The sequence below is a fragment of the Myxococcus hansupus genome (assembly GCF_000280925.3).
Taxonomy (GTDB): Bacteria; Myxococcota; Myxococcia; order Myxococcales; family Myxococcaceae; genus Myxococcus; species Myxococcus hansupus.
Genome location: NZ_CP012109.1, coordinates 3,748,867 through 3,766,045, shown reverse-complemented (window position 1 = coordinate 3,766,045; position 17,179 = coordinate 3,748,867). Strand labels below are relative to the sequence as shown.

The window sequence follows — 17,179 nt, the reverse complement described above, 5'->3', positions numbered from 1 at the left end:
CTTCAGAAGGTCACCGTCATCACCAGCGTGTCGGAGTAGGCCCCCGCGGGCACCGACTGCTGCGAGAAGATGCGGCCGTAGATGGGGATGGTCGTGTCCTCTCCGAAGACGGGGAGGAACGGCCCGTAGCGCACCGTCCCCGACGAACCGTTGCCCCAGACGAGCAGCCGCGTCGCGTCCCGGTAGAGGTTGTACCGCAGCCGGGGCGACCCCGGCCCCGCCATGCTGCGCGCCGCGAAGGCGCCGCCGCCACCGGTGCTGATGTCGATGTAGATGGGGGTGATCTGCCCCTCGCACCGGAAGATGATGTTCCCCACCGAGTCCCGGGGAAGCACATCCGTGGAGAGATAGGTCCCGAAGGCCACCGCCTGCGTGGTGCGAATCTGGCAGACCGCGCCCGCCAGCCCCGGGAGCAAGCCACAGGCCCCCACCACCGCGAGCGCCGCCGCTCGCGTCGCGCTATTTCGCATCATGGACGCACCTCACGGTTCCCAGGTCGATGACCTTGCCCTCGAGGGACGGGACCTCCAGCGAGGTCGCGCAGCGGCCCTTGGGGTAGACGACTGTCGCCGGAAGGCGGCCTTCGGGCAGCCCCACCAATTCGAACTCACCATTCCATCCAATGGGCGAAGCCCACTTCTCTCCATCCTTCTCCACGCGAATCTCGCCATAGGACAACCAGCGCGTGTCCTCCTGCGAGTCGATGGTCACCTTGCCCCGGTACGCGCGCACCGTCTGCGTCTTGAAGTCGAGCACGACGCCGCCGCGCTGGTACGTGGCCACCGTCTGCTCCGTGGACGGGATGTAGACGTCCAAGGGCACCTGGTTGTCCGCCAGCGAGAGGTGGTTGGCGTTGTAGGACTGCAGCCGCGTCACCACCAGCTCACCGTCCGCGTCCGTCTGGCCGATTTCGTGGTGGTTCAACCGCACGCCCACGCCTTGAACCCCCTTCACGCGCACCAGCGCGAAGCCCTGGTCCACCGCGCGGGTGGGACGCACGCGTCCGCCAATGAAGACCAGGCCGCCGGCGACCTCGCCCATGCCGGAGACGCGCCCTTCGAACCACTCCGCGCCGGCCGACACACGTCCCACGTTGCTGTCGTAGTCGGCCCGCCCCATGGCCCGGTCCGCCCGCCCCACCTGGCCCTGCACCTGGTAGCCCAGGCCCCCTTCCATGGGCACCGAGCGCGCGAGGTCCGCCGACGTGGTGCCCTCCCCGCGCAGGCCCTGGGAGTGGCCCAACGTGGCCGTGGTCCGGGCATCGAAGATGGCGTTCAGGTACACCATGCCCTCCACCGCGGAGTCGCCACTCATGGACTTGCTGCGGTTCGCGGCGAAGGACAGCGTCGTCCGGTCCGTCAGGCGCGCCGAGGTGGTGGCCCCCAGCCACGTCGTCCACCCCGCCTGCTGGTAGCGCGACAACATGGCCTGCCCCCCCACGTTGACGTCCTGCCCCAGCGCGACGAAGAGCGAGCCGCCCGTCTCCACGATGGGGTGGTCGTCATCCAGCTTGAGGCTGGTGTGGGTGTACGACTCGTTCATGCCCCGGCCAAACAACGAGCCACCCACCCAGCGGCGCTGCAATGAGTAGACGATGCCCGCCGCCAGGCCCGTGCGGCTCTCGCTGCGGCTGATGGCCTGCGACAGCTCCAGCTCACCGAAGGGAAGCTGGATGAGCTGCAAGGCGCCGGTGCTGACCATGTTGGGGGCCATCTCCAGGCGGACCCCCGGCGTCAGCCAGGACGTGAGGCCCAGGCGGGCATTTCCCAGCAACATCGGACGGCCGTAGTCGAAGTTGTGGAGGTGGAGCGACTCTCGCTCGACGCCCGCGGAGAAGCGGAAGTCCGCCACGCCCGGGGAGAGCTGCTGGCCGCTGAGGTAGTACGAATCATTCACCTCGCGGGTGCGGCCGAAGGCGTCCCGGATGACGTAGCGCGTGTTGCCCTCGCCCCGAGGCACCGTGAGGTTCTCCAGGCGGAACGGGCCCGGTGGCAGCTCGGTGCGCCGCACCAGGTGGTTGTTGACGTAGACCTCCAACGTGGAAGGCGTGTCCACGTCACCCGCGTAGTCCTGCATGGGATTGCGGATGAAGTAGGGATTCAGCTCGAACGAGCGCACCAGGTGGAAGCCCGCCACCACCGCGCCGCCGCCCAGCACCCCGCCAAACGCCGTGGCCTCGCCGGCGATGGCGCGCACCATGTGCTTGGGGAAGTCCAGGGAGAGCTGCGAAAGGCCGCGCAGGGGCACCGTGCCGGGCCGCCACCGCGCCTGCGTCGTCAACAATCCCCGGCCCACGGACGCCCCCGCCTCACCGAAGAAGGTCAGCGCGGTGTTGCGGGCGTGCGCGGCGTAGTTGACGAAGCCGCTGGGGCTGCCGCGCACCTGATAGTCCCCGGGCACTTGTGGGCCCAGGTTGATGCGGGTCGCGGAGAAGACGGAGGCCGGCAGTTCGCACACGAGGCTGACGGTCCGCTCGTCCATGTCACAACGCCCGCGGGGCTCCAGGGAGCGGGCGGAGATGTATGTCTTTCCCTCGAAGACTTCCTGGCGACCTCCCAGCGCCACCAGGTCCACCCCATAGGCCTCGAGCGAGTCCGCCGGGAGCAGCACGTCTCCGTCCCGGAGCATGGGAAAGGTGGCGCCACGGGGAACACCGTTGAGGGTGAAGTCCGCGACGATGGGCATGGGCGGCGCGGAGGGGTTTCCCGCCGACTCCTGCGCCGCCGCTGGGAGGGGTCCCAGCGACAGCGACAAGGCCAACACCGCGCGCGCGGGCGCACGGGTCACTACTCGTCTGGTGGGGGCCATGACAGGTTTTGTTTCAGCGAGCGCAGGGCGCGGAAGAATTCACGGGGGACGTCTGACGGAGCACGCCCTGGTCGGTCTCCATCTCCACCTCCAGCGTGCGAACCTTGCGGCAGGCCTTGCCAGCGACCTCCATGGCGTACACCTGCGAGTCGCCCGCCAGCACGTACCAGCCGGGCTCCTCTTGTTCGACCAGCCGCTTGCCTTTGGCGTCGAGCCCGCGCACCCGGAGGTTCCGGATGAAGAAGTTCACCGTGCCCGGGTTCTTCACCCGGACGTGGAACTTGGACTCGCGCAAGACTGCTTCATCAATCTGACCGTGGAGCGTCTTCTTCTTCGGCGCGAGGAAGACGGGGATCGACACCCGGGTCAGGACGTTCAACCCAGTCGCCTGGGTCGAGGGTTGCAGCGGCGGAAGCTCCTCCACGACGATGCGGAAGGAGCGCTCCGTATCCTGTGGAGCCGAGGAGCTGCCCACCCGAATGGGGCGGGACTCCCCGGGCTCCAACGTCAACATGGACGGGAAGAAGAACAGGTCCTGAGTCGGCGCGAGCGACATGCGGCCTTCTTCATCCTGGACCCAGGAATAGACAGAGGCTTGGAAGCGTGTGGTCTCGTTACCCTTGTTCCTCACGTTCATCACCACGCCACGAGCGCCAGAATCCAACTCGAGCCGGACCGGGCTGACGTCGAGCTCAGCCGCGCTCGCACGCCCCATGGAGGTCCATTCCAAGGCAGCCGCGAACATCAGGCCGCCCGTCCAGGAAAGAAGACGGTTACGCATGGGTCATCGCCTCGCGAATCAGAACGTGATGGTGGCGACGACGGTGTCGTTGTACGTGCCAGAGGGAACGTTCTGGCCGCGCGGAACCGTGCCGTAGACCAGCACGGGGACGGGAAGACCCGTGCCGAGGAACGGGAGGCCCGTGCCCGCGGTGTTGCCCCACACGATGAGGCGGGTCACGTCCTGGTACAGGTTGTAGGCGAGGTAGTCCGCCGACGCCGTGTTGCGCATCCGGCGCAGCGGCGCCGCGTCCGTCGAGCCCGCGCCCGCGTGCAGGCCCTGGCCCAGGGTGATGACCGCCGTGCCGAGCAGGGTGCACTGCACGCTCAGCGTGCCCGTGCCGAACAGGTCGATGCCCAGCGCGGAGTTCACGATGATGGGATCGTACGTACCGAAGTTCAGCGTGCCGCCGCCCGTGCCGGCGCCGATGCTGCAAGAGCCACCGACGTTGGCGGTGACGTTCAGGTTGGCGGTGGCGGTGGCGGCCTCGGCGGGCGAGAAGGCGGCGAGGGAAGCAGCGGCGGTGACGGCAGCAACGGCAGTCTTGATTGCGTTCATTGACAATGCTCCAACGAGCAGCCGGTTGATTCCGGCTGCGGCGGGGCATTGCAACCCGTTGGCCGAACCTTCAGCGGTCCCGCCCACCCCTCCCTTCAGCGCATGTCACACCAATGGCTGGCATGCGTTTCCATGCGAACCCTGAATTTGACTGCTTGTTTGTTTTTAAGGCGAAACGCACACATGTCCTTGAAGGGAGCCCTTCAGGGAGGGACGGACAGGCGCGGCGGCGCCCCGCACCGTGGCGGATGGTGACGGGATGTGCCCAGGCCGAGGAATGCGTCTGCCCAGGGTGGGAAGAAAAGTTCCCACGCCAGGAAGGTCTGTCGTGAGTGTGTCCGGCGGCGTCCTCCGGGTGACACCGGGACGTCATCGCCGAACGGAACTGAACCGCCCAGCAAGTGCCGTCTTGCGGCACCCGCGGACGCGCACGCGCGGGGCGCGCTCAGTCCACTTTCGCGACCCGGCGGCGGTCTCCGAGGAACTCCTCCACGCCATGGGCAATCGCCTTGGCGACCTCGGTCTGGTAGGCATTGGACTTGAGGCGGGACTCTTCGTCTGGGTTTGAGAGGAACGCCGTCTCCACCAGGATGGCCGGCATCTTCACACCCAGCAACACATAGAACAGCGCTTCCTTGCTGCCCCGGTCGCGGATGTTCTTGTACTTGCTGGACAGGTCCGACACGAGGCTGCGCTGCACGTGGCTGGCGAGCCGCGAGGACTCCTCGGTGTTCGCCTTGGTCGCCAGGTCCGCCAGGATGAACTGGAGGTCGCTGATGCCCTTCTCCGACGACGCGTTCTCCCGCGCCGCCAGACGGATGGAGTAGCGGTCCGCCGAGGTGTTGAGCGTGTACGTCTCGATGCCGCGCATCGTCCGCTTCTCCGCGGCGTTGCAGTGGACGGAGATGAACAGGTCACCGTGCTCGGCGTTGGCGAACTTCGCGCGGTCCTCCAGCCGGATGAACTTGTCGTCGTCGCGGGTGAGGATGACCTCCAGGCCCTTCTCGCGCAGCTCGTCCGCGAGCTTGATGGAGATGGCCAGCGCCACGTCCTTCTCGCGCGTGCCGCCCTTGCCAATGGCGCCCGTGTCGTGGCCGCCGTGGCCCGGGTCGATGATGACGCGACGGACCTTGAGCCCGAGCTGTTCGGCCAGCGTCAGCTCCATGCGGCGCGAGTGCTTGGCGACCGCCTTCAGCCGCGCCTGGGCCACCTGGTCATCCACGGGCCGGGTGATGGGGCGCGGCGGCTCGGCCGGCTTCGGCTGAGGCGCGGTCGCCTTGGAGGCCATGGCCGCGGCCACCGCGGCGTCCAGGCTCTTCTCACGCGTGTCCGTGCCCGCCGCCTTCTCGGCGACCTTGGGCGCGGGCTCCCGGGCAATCTTCTCGATGGCCGCGACCAGCGAGGACGCGGGGCGCTCGGCGGGCGCGGAGGCCTGGACCTCGGCGGCGTCCTCGCCGTCCTGCGCGGGGGCGCTGTTGGCCGTGTCGTTGGAAGCGAGCGTGGTGTCGGCCTTGCCGGACGCGGTGCGAGCACCGTTCGAGGTGGTGGCCTTGCCGGACGCGGTGCTGCGGGTGTCGTTCGAGGTGGTGGCGCTACCGGACGAGGTACCGCGGGTGTCGTTCGACGCGGTGGCACTGCCGGACGACGCACCGCGGGTGTCGTTCGACGCGGTGGCACTGCCGGACGAGGTACCGCGGGTGTCGTTCGACGCGGTGGCCGAGTCGTTCGAGGCGGCGGCCTTGTTGTCATCGGCCGGCGACGTGGCCTTGCCCGCCCCAGCGCCCTTTCCGGAGGAGTCCTTGTCGTTCGCCGCAACGGCGGTGCTGGCCTCGGAGGCCTTGTCCGCCTTCGCCGGCGCCGCATCCTGTGATGCGGACTTGCCGGAGCCACTGCTCTGCGCGGGCGCCTTCGCCACGGCGGGAGCGGCCTTGCGCGGCGCGGGGGCCGGCTTCGGCGGAGCCGGCAGCGAGGCCAGCAGTTCCTTCATCTCGCGGGCCCGGTCACCCTTCCCGTTGACGGCGAGCGTCTCGGTGAGGACGCGGCGCGCGGCCTCCGGCTGGTCCAGCCGGTGAACGTGAATCTTCGCGAGCGCGAGGGCCCCGTCATCCGACAGGCGGTGCTTCGGATAGCCCTCGATGAGCTTGGTGTAGTCCGCGATGGACGCCTTGAGGTCGTCCTCCACGAAGGAGATGCGGCTCAGCTCCTGGAGCAGCTCGGCGGCGGTGTAGAGCGCGTCCGGCGCGCGGTCGGACTTCGGGAAGCGCGCCGCCACGCCCTCGAAGCGCGCGGCCACGTTCAGCCAGTGGTGGCGCAGCTTGCGCCGGGCGGCGTCGTCCTTGAGCGAGTAGTAGACCTTGCGGGCACCCTGGTAGGCCTCTTCCGCCTCGTCCCGCTTGGCGGCCCCTACCGCGCTCGGAACGAGCAGCAGCAGCACGGGCAGCACAGTGACGAGGCGCGAGTGCATGGGGTTTCCTCCGGGTAGGTGCGAGCTACAGGCGTGTGTCACACAGCCCCACCCCCCCCGCAAATTTTCGGCCCCCACCAGCCGTCTTAGCGGAGCCACCCCAAGACACTCGCGAGGTCCTGGTCGATGACGCGTGCCCACCCGGGCTGACTGGGAACGACGGCCGCCAGCACCTTCTCCCCGTGGCGAACCGGCGCACGGCCCGGACGGACCCGGGCCCGGACCGCGTGTTTCACGTCTTGCCGGAAATAGTGCGCGGGGAACGCCACCTCGCCCCGGGACTCCGGCAGCGGTCCATCTGGCGTCAGCCACACCAGCGCCCCGAGCCGCAGGGGCTCCACCTCCGAGCGCCACAGCCGCCGCACCTCCCAGGCGAAGCCCCCGAGGGCCACGAGGACGCCCAGGCCAATGCCCCAGGGCATCAGTCCGACGCGCAGCGCCTGGGAGCGGGCGAAGCGGGCCTCGCGAGGCCGGCCCGGCGAGGCGGGGTCCACCAGCAGCATCACCCGGGCGCCCCGTCCCAGGCCCTCGGCGTACTCCGCGAAGGTCCGAACATTGGAGACCGAGTGCTCCATCTCGCTGAACGTGTAGAGGACCTCGAGCCGCCCCTCCCCGCCGTCCCGCTCGTCCTCGGGCGGCAGCCGGGACGCGACGACGACACCTTCCACCTCCTCCGCTCGGGACGCGAAGCCCTGCTCCTCCACGAAGTAGCGCCCGGCCCACCCGGCGCCAGCGCCCAGGACGGCCACGGCCAGCAGGCCCAGCAACGCGCCCCGAATCAGGCGCCCCACGGCGCCGGGGACCTGCCTCAGTTTCACCTTCCGGGGGGCATGCGGAATCGCGAGCTGCATAGGAGGCCGCAGCCTACCGCATGCGTGCGCCGCCGCTGCATTCCGGACTTCACGGAAGGGCGCGCGCGAGTTCCGGAGCCCGTGAGCCACCACCCACGGGTGGTGCCCGGGGCTGTGATTCACGACGTATCAAGTCCGGTGCAATCCCGTGTCACATCAACCTGGTGCGCTCCCCACGTCGGCGGCGCGCTCCGTTGGCTTGATCACATTCACTGGCTTTGCTAATTTCATCTCGGGGTGGAAGTCGTGTCCCGAAAGGGACGCCTCGGAGCTGCAACTTGACGAATAGAAGGCTCTTGGTTTCTTGCCAGGTGGCACGGGCCTCGAGCTCAAGCGTTTCGGCACACGTTGTTGGTGAACCACAATGATTGCGGAGTGGCTGCCCTCGGGTGGCACACAAAGCTCTTAAAAGTGGCCACCTGTAGCGAGAGCTTGTCAAGCGGGGCTTCCCCCCATTTTTCCCAATGACTGAGACCGTTCGAACTGGATTCAACCAGGATGCCGCGCACGTCGGCGTGGCTCGCGATCCCAAGTTGACGGTTGCACCGGTGGGCAAGGGGAACCACATCGTCGAGGCCGGTGAGTGCCTGGCCTCCATCGCGCATGCCCATGGCTTCTTCTGGGAGACGCTGTGGGACCTGCCAGAGAACGAGGAGCTCCGGCGCGAGCGCGAGGATCCCAACATGCTCCTGCCGGGAGACCGCGTCATGGTGCCGCCACCGCGCGCCAAGTCAGCAGACGCTCCCGTCGATCGCAGACATCGCTTCCGGCGACGCGGCGTGCCCGAAAAGCTGAGGCTCCGGTTCCTGGATGCGGACCAGCAGCCACGCGCCGGGCTCGTGTACAAGCTCGACCTCGCGGGCAAGGTGCAGGACGGCGCGCTCGACGACGATGGCTATCTGGAGGTCTGGATTCCCCCGCAGGAAGTGCGCGCCCGACTGGCGTTCCTGCATCCGGAGACCGAGCAGACCATCGACTACTACGAACTCGATATCGGTCACCTGCCACCCATCGACAGCGGCGAAGGCATCGCGGCGCGGCTCGCCAATCTCGGGCTGCTGTCGCCCGGGGGCGACCTTCACGCCGCCATCGCTGACTTCCAGAGAGAACATCAGCTCGACCCCAGTGGGAGCCTCGACGCTCCGACCCGGGCGAAGCTGCGGGAGGCGGCGGGCTCCTAGGCGCCGACACGACATGGCACGAAACGTCCGTACCAGCCGCCGTCCGCTCCTTGACGAGCCTCCCCCGCTCTTCAGCCCGGGACTGAGTGTCCCCCGAGGCATGGTGCGCCGTTCGGGCACGGTTCGCCGCGCGCCCAGCGTGTTCATGCAACAGGTCTACTATTACGGCTTCCTGACCTCGCTCGAAGGCGACGAGAAGGGGCCGTGGCTGCTCGACTTCGAATGCACCGACACGCGGTGGTTCAACGACGTCGTCGAGAACCAGATGCCCGGCAACTATCGGCTCGCTCGACTCGAGCAGATCATTGGCAACCGGGACTACTGGACGGCCTGGGAGAATTCCGTGGCGCAGCGCGTGGTGCTGCGCCACTTCTACGAGCATTACCGCAACATCGCGGGCTCGAACAACAACCCTGCTCCGCTCGCGCTCTATCACATACAACTCGACTCCAGCGACGTGTCGACCCGGATCGAGCGCCCCCGCAGGGCCAGCCGGGAGCCATCCAGGAAGGCTACTGGTACGGGCTCACGCTCAGCCGCTACCGGAACCCTGTCTCGCCGACCCCCGAGACAGGCATGCTCTCCATCGCGGATCCCCAAACCGACGAGCTGGACGATCCCAGAGCCTACAGGTTGATTTCCATCTCACACCTCGCCGCGAGGCCCCCGCCGCCTCCCGTGCAGGGCCACTTCCAGTTCCGGGGCCTGTTCCGATCCCAAGCCGTGCTGCAGGCGCTGCACTTCACTCGAGGCGATTGACATGGCGGGCTGGAGCGGTCACGCAGGTCCCAATCCCATGCAGCGCGCCGACTGCTGGTCGTGCGGGCAGCCCAACGTCCAGGGACAGCGGTGTGGCAACTGCGGGCAACGGTCGCAGTCACCCTATGTGATTGTTTTCGACGTGGGCCAGGGCAACCTCAACGCCATCGTGGATGGCGGCGGCAAGATCGTCGCCTATTACGACTTCGGCTACAGCACGGAGAAGGGCAAGTTCCCCACGCCCCCGACGAAACCGTGCTTTTGCGATGATCCGCTCATCATCCTGTCGCATTGGGACCAGGATCACATCAACCTCAGCAAGCACGTGACGCGCTGCCTGTCCGCGGAATGGCTCGTCCCCGAACAGGGCCACAGCACGTTCGCCACCAAGCTCCAGAAACGCATCAAGCAGGCCGGCGGGCGGCTTCATACCGTGCCCTACTCGAACCAGGTCCAGCACCAGGTCTTTCCGTGGGGCTACGTCGAACGCTGCTCCGGAGCGCAAACCGATCCCAACGGCTCCGGCATGGCGGCGTTCATATGCGTGCGACAGAGCCCGCAGCATCCGGCGCCCGCGGTGGGTGTCGCGGCCGTCAATGGCGTCGCGTCTTCCGCGCTCTCGCCGTTCCTCGTCCGCGCGAGAGCCGCGCATGGCCTGGTCACCGGGTCGGTCAATGCCAACATCGGGTTGCTCCATCGCCCCGCTGTGCAGCGCGTGGCGTTGCCGGTGGCGACGGTGCTCGCGGCGTCGCAGACCGCCGCCGGGCGGCAGCCCCACCTGCCGGTGGCGGAGTGCGTCCTGGCGGCCGTGCGCGCCGCGGAGCGCGTGGTGGTCCACGCGGAGAACGCCGTGACCGCGGCCGGTTGGCTCAATGGCCACAACACCTTCCCCACCCTGCGCCTCCACAACGCGGGGTGGGCCAACACCGTGGCTCAGGAACTCGCGAGTGCGACGGTCGCCGCGGCCGCGCCCGCGCTGCACAGCTACCCGGGCCGGGTCCGAGCGGCCTGTGGGGCGCTGACTCGTGACGGGACCATCGAGCCGGGCGCGTGGACCTGGCTTGGCGTGCGTGCCGCGGCGGCGCCTGGCGCGCCTCCACCGCAGCTCAACACGGGGCATGCGCCGCATCACACCGATGAACGCTTCATCCTGCTCAACGGTGACGCGGAGTACCAATACGTACCGTCCATGCAGCAGCCGAAGCGGCCGCGGGTGGTCGCGATGACCGCGATGCATCACGGTGCCATCTACGAATGCACCACCCACTTGCAGGGGCGCAGCATCCCCTTCGCGCCCGGCTCGCGTGCGGCCCAGGCCGTGCTCCGCTTCAGGACCCGACGGGTCAACGCCGCGGGCGGGCTGACCAACAGCGTGGTCTCCGCCGTCACCGAGGCCGCGCTCTCCCTCCAACGGCGACGCAAGTCGAATCGCCGCCGAGAGCTGCGGGTCAACATCTCACGGGTCGCACGGGCCGCGGCGACCGCCGTGTACGCGCTGAACCGCGCGCACCCCAACGAAGTCACGGCCAGTCCCGGCAAGTTCGCCGCCGTCGCGGCGGCGGTCACCATCGCGGCCTGGCGCTACCCGGATGCCACCATCGTCGGGCTCGCGGCCTGCCTCGCCAGCACCACCCAGAGCGTCTCGACGAAGACGGGGACCTCCCCCATCGAGTCCGTGGTCGAAGTCGCGGCCCGGGCCATTCGCGGGCGTCGGGTGGGCCCGGCGCTGACCGACGCGCAGCTCACCAACATCTCCGCGGGCGCGCTCGACGGAGACCTCATTCCCCACGTCGACCACCTCGCGAACGCCTTGGTCGGAACAGGCCAACAGCTCCTCACGCCCGACAACGCCGGCGCGGAGGCCGCCTCCGCGCTTGGGGAGTTGTGGGCCTCCTACAAGCACGGGCTCGCGCCGGGGAAGGCCAAGGACTTCAAGCAGCGCATGGACCTCGACAACGCCGACGAGAACGTCCTCAACGACCTCGCGACGGCGGCGACAGCGGCGATCCAGGCCTCGGCGAACGGACGCAGCAACCGGCACCGCGTCGCCAAGGCCAGCAACGCGGCCGGCACCGCGTTGACGGTCGGCGCGGGGCAGTTCGTGGCGCTCGCGGGCCAGGTGCAAGGGGCGGTGTCCGCGTCCTACTGGGCCGCGCCCGGGCTCGTCCTCGACGCCATCGCCCACGCCGCGGCCAAGCTCGCCGCCGAGCGGGCCGCGGCCTATCTGGTGGGCTCGACGGTGGAGGCGGTGCGCACCGTGATTGAATCCGCGCGCACGCCGGCCCTGCGCCATGATGCCTACCACGCCTTCGGCTCGCGGTTTCTTCGAGCCAATGGCAGTGGGGGGCAGATTGCCTATTCCTATGGCATTGACGCCGACGGCTTCTCTCACGGCTATGCCAAGCAGACCGTCTCCGCCGGCTACTGCGGCCATGCCCACCCGCTTGCCATCTACAAGTACGAGGCACGCGGCTGGGTCTGGCGCTACAACACCAGCACCCGCTCCCGCCACAAGGGGGCACAGGGCGACCCGGATCGCAGTCATCCCTTCGGACACGTACGACTGGCGTGGGACTCCGTCCGCGACGCGGCGCCATCCCGCGACGTGAGCGATTTCAAATGCAAGACGTGCGGCAAGTCCTACCGCTTGCAGGGATGAGGCGCGGCGATGTCGACCCCACGTAGACCCGCGACGCCTGGCGGCCTGAAGATTCGGGCGGAGCAGCAGACAACGCTCGGCACGGGCGAGAGGCGGGTGTTCGAGCAACGCGCCCTTCAGGGACTCGCCGATTCGGCCCCCGCGAAGGACCCTTTGGGTGAAGCGGACCTGAGTTCGCTGGTGAGCGACGGTGTCGACCGCGCGCGAACCCATGGCGTCGTGAACGAGCGTGAGGTGTTCAAGTTCATCGGCGTCATGCGCCAGTTCGGCCCTGACTTCGACCGGGACCCCGCGCAACCCTGGGCGGGTGACATCCTGTCCGCCCAGCAGCGCCACGCGACCCTGTCCAAGGGTGACTATCTCTTCGAAGCGGCGCAGCAGCGCGCGCCCACGGGTGAGCTCGCGGAGACGGCCTCCGTCGCCAAGCGCTTCGGCGACGCCGAGGTCGGCGGCACCGTGACGCCGTGCAGGAGGGACACGCCACCACCTCCGGAGGCAGGCCAGCACTGGATTGAGCTCGAGCTGGTCGGCGAGGATGACGCTCCTTACGTCGGCGAGCGCTACCGGGTGGTCCTGGATGATGGGCGGACGTTCGAGGGCGTCCTCGGCAAGGAGGGCCTCGTCCGCATCGACGGACTCGGCGCCACCCCATGCCGGATTGAGTTCCCCGACCTCGACGAGGCGGCGTGGCGCGCCATTGACTGAGCCCAGGGTGGTGCGCGCCATCCGTGACACGGCACAATTCCAGACAATCACAGCCACGCGGATGTGACTCGCTTGTCACCCACCCGCAATCGCTATCCATGGCGTCTGACTTAGCTTGGCGGTCCCGGACTTCCGGGAAACCGACCAGGGAGATGGCACCATGAAGACGCTTGTCCGCAAGATGGCGAAGTCCACCGCGCTGCTCGCGCTGCTGGGAACCGCGGGAGTCGCCCAGGCTGACGCGACGTTCTACAATGTCACCGCGAACTACCAAGGCTACGAAAGGGAGATCTGGCTCACCGCCGCGAATGGCTTCGCCTATTGCGAAGCGCGGGGCTATCGCGTGATGGTTGCCTTTACGGGAGTCTGTGGTGAGGACGAGTCCGCGTACCTCGACCACGTCTTCGGCACCACCACCTGGATTCCCCGCTCCAGCGGCAGTCGGAATGGCTGCTACCCGCTCTTCAGCAGCATCACCTGTCGGTAATTCAGCACGAAGACGTCCCCTGAAGCAGGGGGACGTGCTCGCGCTTGCGGGGCTTCAGGACCCGGTCATTCCTGGAGCCCCGGGTTCGCGCGCGGCGGAGGCGCGCCCCCAGGCAATATGCCTCCCACGGTGCCACGTTATGCGTGACAACGATTCTGGGAGGTCATCCGATGCGATACGCACTCCTCGCGGTGTCTCTGTCGGTCTTCGTGGGATGCACACACAGCGCGCGGCGCGTCGAGCCGGTGGAGCTGGCTCCGGCGGACCTGGCGCAGCGCGCCGCCATGGAGGCCTGGTCCATCTCCATGCCCTTCGAACAGGGGCAGGATGGAACCGAGCTGGTGCTGGCCCTGCTCGACCGGGCCGAGGCCTCCGGCGCCCGGTACGTCAGTGACGTACAGGTGGTCTTCATGACGAAGCAGGACGGTCAACCGCTGGAATGCACGACGCGGCTGGTCCCCGAGTCGGAGTTCATAGAGACCCAGGAGGTGCCCTCGGAGCAGGAGGTGGACCCGAAGGCACCCACCGCCCTGAAGGGCTTCACCTTCAGCGCCTTGGAGTTCGGCTGTGACGCCGTCGCGTCGAGTCGGCTCATCCGGCAGCGCCGGTCCCTGCCCAGCAGCGTGCCTCCCGCCCAGGAAACGCAGGCCGCGGCGTCGAGGCCCTCCCGCTCCGGCAACTCCTGCGCATACACGCGCGTGGAGCATGCCCTGACGCGATACGCCTTCCAGGAAGATGTCGGCTACGTGCCGCCCATCCCCTATCTCATTCAGCAGGCCCGTCCTGCCATGGCGCTGGAGGAAGCCCACGCCGTCTGCGTCCCGGCGAGCCCGCATGGCCCCACGAACAACCGCATCGAGGCGGTGGTCCACGGAGGCTCGGGTCCCAGGGCCGCGTTGGAAGCGGCCCACCGCGTCCATCCGGTGCGCATGTACCTCTAGGCATCGGGCGCGAAGCAACCGGAGCCCCGAGGGACTCCGGCCCAACCGCCCGACGCCAGCTCGCGCGACCGAGGGCGAGCGTCTGCCCAGCGAGGCGAGCTTCGACCTGGAGTCCGGGGCCCACCGAGGGGCCCCACAGGACTCCTGCCCGGCCGCCCTACTCCAGCTCGCGCGACCGAGGGCGAGCGTCTGCCCAGCGAGGCGAGCTTCGACCTGGAGTCCGGAGCCCACTCAGGGGCCCACAGGGCTCCTGGCCCGCCGCCCTACTCCAGCTCGCGCTGAATCTTCGCCAGCAGGTTGAGCGCGTCCAGCGGCGTCATCCGGTCGATGGTCGCGCCTTTCAGCGCATCCAGCGCCTTCTGCTGCGCCGGAGACGGTCCGGCGGGAGCGGCCACGGGCTCCGCGCCAAACAGGCCGAGCTGGCCCGAGGAAGCCGAGGCCGCGCGCCGTCCGCCCTGCGGCTGCCGGACGGCGACCCGAGGCCGGCCCGCGTCATCCAACTCACCGGACTCCAGGTTCTGCAGCAGTTCCCGGGCGCGTCCGACGACCTCCGGTGGCAGGCCTGCGAGCTTCGCGACCTCGATGCCGTACGAGCGGCTGGCCCCACCCGGCACCAGCTTGCGCAGGAAGATGACCTTGCCGTTCTGCTCCTTCACGGCGATGCACAGGTTCTTCACCCGCGTCCGCTCACGGGCCAGGTCCACCAGCTCGTGGTAGTGCGTGGCGAACAGCGCCCGCGCGCCCACCGTGTCGTGCAGGTGCTCCGCCACCGCCCAGGCGATGGAGAGACCGTCGAACGTGGACGTGCCACGGCCAATCTCATCCAGGATGATGAGGCTCTTGTTCGTGGCGTGATGGAGGATGTGGCTGGTCTCCGTCATCTCCACCATGAACGTGGACTGACCGCGCGCCAGGTTGTCCGCCGCGCCCACGCGCGTGAAGATGCGGTCGCACAGGCCAATGCGCGCCGCCTTCGCCGGAACGAACGAGCCCGCCTGCGCCATCAGCGCCGTCAGCGCCACCTGCCGCATCACCGTGCTCTTGCCGGCCATGTTCGGCCCGGTAATCACCAGGAGCTGCGCGTCCTCCGCCGGGTCCAGGCGCACGTCGTTGGGAACGAACGAATCCCCCGCCCCCAGCATGCGCTCCACCACGGGGTGCCGCCCGGCGGTGATGCTCAGCGCCTCCGAGGCGTCCACCTCGGGCCGCGTGTAGCCGTACTCCGCCGCGCAGCGCGCGAACGACAGCAGCGAGTCTCCCGCGGCCACCGCCTCCGCGGCGGACCGGATGCGCGGCGCCGCCGCCACCACCTTCGCCCGCAGCTCCTCGAAGAGCTGGAGCTCCAGCGTGCACCGCCGCTCCTCGGCCGTGAGCACCTGCTCCTCGTACTCCTTCAACTCCGGCGTGACGAAGCGCTCCGAGTTCACCGTGGTCTGCTTGCGGATGTAATCCTTGGGCACCCGGTCCAGGTTCGACTTCGTCACTTCCAGGTAGTAGCCGAAGACCTTGTTGTAGCGGACCTTCAGCGAGGAGATGCCCGTGCGCTCCTTCTCTCGCTGTTCAATCTGGAGCAGCAGGTCCTTGCCGTGCGTGGACAGCGCCACCAGCTTGTCCAGCTCCGCGTTGTAGCCGGCGCGAATCATGCCGCCGTCCTTCAGCGTCACCGGCGGCTCGTCCGCCACGGCGCGAGACAGCAGCTCCGCCAGCTCCGGCAGCGCGGACAGCGGCCCCGTCAGCGACTTGAGCAGCGCGGACTCACACCGCCCCAACACCGCCGCGACCCGAGGCAACTGCGCCAGCGACACACCCAGCGCCCGCAAATCCCTCGCGTTGCCAGCGCCCAGCGACAGCCGGCCACACAGCCGCTCCAGGTCGCCCACTTCCTTGAGGATGCTGGCCAGCTCCTCGCGCCACACGCTGCGCCCGGACAGCTCCTCCACCGCGTCCAGCCGCGCGTGGATCTCCGGGAGCGAGCCCAGCGGCGACGCCAGCCACCGCGCCAGCTTGCGCGCGCCCAGGCTGGTCACCGTCTTGTCCAGCACGCCGAGCAGCGAACCCTTGCGCCCACCGTCCCGCAGCGAACGCAGCACCTCCAGGTTCGCCCGCGAGGACTCGTCCATCAGCAGGTGGCCGCCGCGCTCCTGCCGGCTCAGCCGGTCCACGTGCGCCGCCGGCGTCTTCTGCGTGTCCTTCAGGTAGCGCAGCGCCGCGCCCGCCGCGCCCGCCGCCAGCGGCGCGTCATCCAGCCCGAAGGCGGACAGCGACTGCACCGCGAAGTGACTCCGCAGGTAGGCCGCGGCCCGCGTGGGTTCGAAGGAGGCGCCCTCACCCTCCGCAATCGCCGGCGTGCGCGCCAGCCGGGCGCAGAGCTGCGTCACCTCGGGCGCGTCCCGCTTGCCATCCGCGACCAGCAGCTCGCGCGGCTCCACGCGCGACAGCGCCTCCGCCAGCTCCGCGATGCCAGGGGCCTCCAGGGCCATGAACTCGCCGGTGGACGCCTCCAGCAGCGCCGCGCCCCAACCCTTGTCATTCCAGCACACGGCCGCCAGGAAGTTGCTGGCCTGCGGCTCCAGCACTTCTTCATCCAGCACCATGCCCGGCGTGATGATGCGCGTGACTTCACGGCGGACGATGCCCGGCCCGTTGCCCGCCTCCTCCACCTGCTCGCAGATGGCGACCTTGAGGCCCTCCGACACGAGCCGGCCGATGTAGCGCCGCGCCGCGTGGTACGGGACGCCGCACATGGGCACCTTGTCCGCGCCCTTGGCCCGCGCGGTGAGGGTGATCTGGAGGATCTCCGAGGCCTTGATCGCGTCCTCGTAGAACATCTCGTAGAAGTCACCCAGCCGGAAGAACAGCAGCGCGTCCGGGTTGAGCGCCTTCACCTCCAGGTACTGGCGCATCATGGGGGTCAGGGAGGCGATCTCGCGGGTGCCCGCACCCTCGCTCACCGTCCCCACCTCCGGCGTCATGTCCCCGGGGAGT

General features: G+C 68.8%; 13 protein-coding genes. 6 read left to right on the top strand and 7 right to left on the bottom strand.

The genetic code is table 11. From position 1 onward, the window contains the following. Positions 1-2: 2 nt before the first annotated feature. The 6 genes from A176_RS14590 to A176_RS14565 all read right to left on the bottom strand — a co-directional run bounded on the left by A176_RS14590 (position 3) and on the right by A176_RS14565 (position 7,462). Entirely contained in the window at positions 3-473 is a 471-nt protein-coding gene (locus A176_RS14590; RefSeq protein ID WP_144429545.1) for a Csu type fimbrial protein, read from the bottom strand. Next, positions 460-2,787, bottom strand: coding sequence for a fimbria/pilus outer membrane usher protein (locus tag A176_RS14585; RefSeq protein ID WP_002640327.1), 2,328 nt, complete (start codon positions 2,785-2,787; stop codon positions 460-462). Before A176_RS14585 ends, A176_RS14590 begins: the two co-directional genes overlap by 14 nt. Positions 2,788-2,821: 34 nt before the next feature. Further along, positions 2,822-3,523 carry a fimbrial biogenesis chaperone gene (locus A176_RS14580; RefSeq protein WP_002640328.1) on the bottom strand — a complete coding sequence of 234 codons (702 nt, stop codon included), beginning with the start codon at positions 3,521-3,523 and terminating at the stop codon, positions 2,822-2,824. 84 nt (positions 3,524-3,607) lie between these two features. Next, the gene (gene pru / locus A176_RS14575; protein WP_002640329.1) at positions 3,608-4,147 is read right to left on the bottom strand and encodes a fruiting body development fimbrial-like coat protein PRU; all 540 of its coding nucleotides are present in this window, start codon (positions 4,145-4,147) and stop codon (positions 3,608-3,610) included. Between the two features lie 445 nt (positions 4,148-4,592). Further along, positions 4,593-6,611, bottom strand: coding sequence for an N-acetylmuramoyl-L-alanine amidase (locus tag A176_RS14570; RefSeq protein ID WP_002640330.1), 2,019 nt, complete (start codon positions 6,609-6,611; stop codon positions 4,593-4,595). Positions 6,612-6,697: 86 nt separating this feature from the next. Further along, complete coding sequence (locus tag A176_RS14565; RefSeq protein ID WP_002640331.1) at positions 6,698-7,462, bottom strand: DUF3592 domain-containing protein; 765 nt, start codon at positions 7,460-7,462, stop codon at positions 6,698-6,700. A gap of 515 nt (positions 7,463-7,977) precedes the next feature. On the opposite strand from A176_RS14565, the gene A176_RS14560 reads away from it, so the two are divergent. From A176_RS14560 to A176_RS14535, 6 genes are all read left to right on the top strand, one after another. Then, positions 7,978-8,643: a peptidoglycan-binding domain-containing protein gene (locus A176_RS14560; RefSeq protein WP_144429544.1), complete on the top strand. Its 666-nt coding sequence runs from the start codon at positions 7,978-7,980 to the stop codon at positions 8,641-8,643. A 100-nt stretch (positions 8,644-8,743) separates the two neighbouring features. Further along, positions 8,744-9,280, top strand: a complete 537-nt coding sequence (locus tag A176_RS14555) for a hypothetical protein (RefSeq protein WP_049872303.1) — start codon at positions 8,744-8,746, stop codon at positions 9,278-9,280. Positions 9,281-9,439: 159 nt separating this feature from the next. Then, positions 9,440-12,061 carry a hypothetical protein gene (locus tag A176_RS14550; protein ID WP_049872302.1) on the top strand — a complete coding sequence of 874 codons (2,622 nt, stop codon included), beginning with the start codon at positions 9,440-9,442 and terminating at the stop codon, positions 12,059-12,061. A 9-nt stretch (positions 12,062-12,070) separates the two neighbouring features. Continuing rightward, a complete protein-coding gene (locus tag A176_RS14545) occupies positions 12,071-12,766 on the top strand; it encodes a hypothetical protein (RefSeq protein ID WP_144429543.1) in 696 nt (231 codons plus the stop codon). Positions 12,767-12,926: 160 nt separating this feature from the next. Continuing rightward, the gene (locus tag A176_RS14540; RefSeq protein WP_002640336.1) at positions 12,927-13,253 is read left to right on the top strand and encodes a hypothetical protein; all 327 of its coding nucleotides are present in this window, start codon (positions 12,927-12,929) and stop codon (positions 13,251-13,253) included. Positions 13,254-13,423: 170 nt separating this feature from the next. Next, positions 13,424-14,194 (top strand): hypothetical protein, encoded by a 771-nt coding sequence (locus A176_RS14535; protein WP_002640337.1) that lies wholly within the window; start codon positions 13,424-13,426, stop codon positions 14,192-14,194. Between the two features lie 263 nt (positions 14,195-14,457). On the opposite strand, the gene mutS is transcribed toward A176_RS14535, so the two are convergent. Beyond that, complete coding sequence (gene mutS / locus A176_RS14530) at positions 14,458-17,166, bottom strand: DNA mismatch repair protein MutS (protein ID WP_193409864.1); 2,709 nt, start codon at positions 17,164-17,166, stop codon at positions 14,458-14,460. Positions 17,167-17,179 lie beyond the last annotated feature (13 nt).

Bases quoted from the DNA above. Each gene is read 5' to 3' on its own strand.
- A176_RS14540 (WP_002640336.1), top strand. From the start codon at position 12,927: ATGAAGACGCTTGTCCGCAAGATGGCGAAGTCCACCGCGCTGCTCGCG.
- A176_RS14535 (WP_002640337.1), top strand. From the start codon at position 13,424: ATGCGATACGCACTCCTCGCGGTGTCTCTGTCGGTCTTCGTGGGATGC.
- A176_RS14545 (WP_144429543.1), top strand. From the start codon at position 12,071: ATGTCGACCCCACGTAGACCCGCGACGCCTGGCGGCCTGAAGATTCGG.
- A176_RS14570 (WP_002640330.1), bottom strand. From the start codon at position 6,611: ATGCACTCGCGCCTCGTCACTGTGCTGCCCGTGCTGCTGCTGCTCGTT.
- mutS (WP_193409864.1), bottom strand. From the start codon at position 17,166: ATGACGCCGGAGGTGGGGACGGTGAGCGAGGGTGCGGGCACCCGCGAG.
- A176_RS14565 (WP_002640331.1), bottom strand. From the start codon at position 7,462: ATGCAGCTCGCGATTCCGCATGCCCCCCGGAAGGTGAAACTGAGGCAG.
- A176_RS14550 (WP_049872302.1), top strand. From the start codon at position 9,440: ATGCAGCGCGCCGACTGCTGGTCGTGCGGGCAGCCCAACGTCCAGGGA.
- pru (WP_002640329.1), bottom strand. From the start codon at position 4,147: ATGAACGCAATCAAGACTGCCGTTGCTGCCGTCACCGCCGCTGCTTCC.
- A176_RS14580 (WP_002640328.1), bottom strand. From the start codon at position 3,523: ATGGGGCGTGCGAGCGCGGCTGAGCTCGACGTCAGCCCGGTCCGGCTC.
- A176_RS14590 (WP_144429545.1), bottom strand. From the start codon at position 473: ATGATGCGAAATAGCGCGACGCGAGCGGCGGCGCTCGCGGTGGTGGGG.
- A176_RS14555 (WP_049872303.1), top strand. From the start codon at position 8,744: ATGGTGCGCCGTTCGGGCACGGTTCGCCGCGCGCCCAGCGTGTTCATG.